At 56.6% G+C, this 521-nt stretch carries 2 protein-coding genes; both read right to left on the minus strand.

Annotation, left to right across the window (positions count from 1 at the left end; all coding sequences use genetic code 11):
* Window positions 1-40: 40 nt before the first annotated feature.
* Complete coding sequence (locus O6P37_RS28595) at window positions 41-163, minus strand: helix-turn-helix domain-containing protein (RefSeq protein WP_408633274.1); 123 nt, start codon at window positions 161-163, stop codon at window positions 41-43.
* Window positions 164-216: 53 nt separating this feature from the next.
* Window positions 217-521, minus strand: a 305-nt coding sequence (locus tag O6P37_RS28445) for a hypothetical protein (RefSeq protein WP_269897221.1), incomplete at its 5' end; no start/stop codon positions are given.

The following is a 521-nucleotide window of genomic DNA, read 5'->3' on the forward strand; positions in this document are numbered from 1 at the left end:
TGCCACTCGAAGGCAAATCCCGAGCGTAGGTGCCATAACTCTACCTTCTCGTTTCCTGCGCCTGAAGAGCATTGTAGATCGTGCTCTTGCTGACCCTGAGCGTCGCTGCCACGTCCCTGACTGAGAGGCCCTTGCTCATCAGGTCTTGCGCTCTCTTTGGCATCACCGCCCGGCAATGACATTTCCAAGGTCGTTTTATCCAGCGGATCCCGCATATCAGTGGCTCCCGCCAGGTTGATCAGGGGCCATGGTTTCTGCAAGCGATGCTACAGCTTGCACAAAGGATCCCGCGTCACCGCCCGCATCGATAAAATCATCCAAAATGCCTGCAAAGTCTTCTAGCTCGGCGTCCCTAAGACGCTGCTTTTGTTCTGCCGCCTCTCGGGCCTCCAAATCGATCCTTGAATGACCATAGGCGCGGTCGATCCAGTCTGATGCAAACTGCCGTTCATCGCTTCCATTGGATCCGTAGCCATCCGCCCTGGGGCAACTCAGGAGATTGTGAAGCCCCGCCGCATCGC

Origin of the sequence: Mycobacterium hippophais (genome assembly GCF_027529605.1) — a bacterium.
Classification (GTDB): domain Bacteria; phylum Actinomycetota; class Actinomycetes; order Mycobacteriales; family Mycobacteriaceae; genus Mycobacterium; species Mycobacterium arseniciresistens.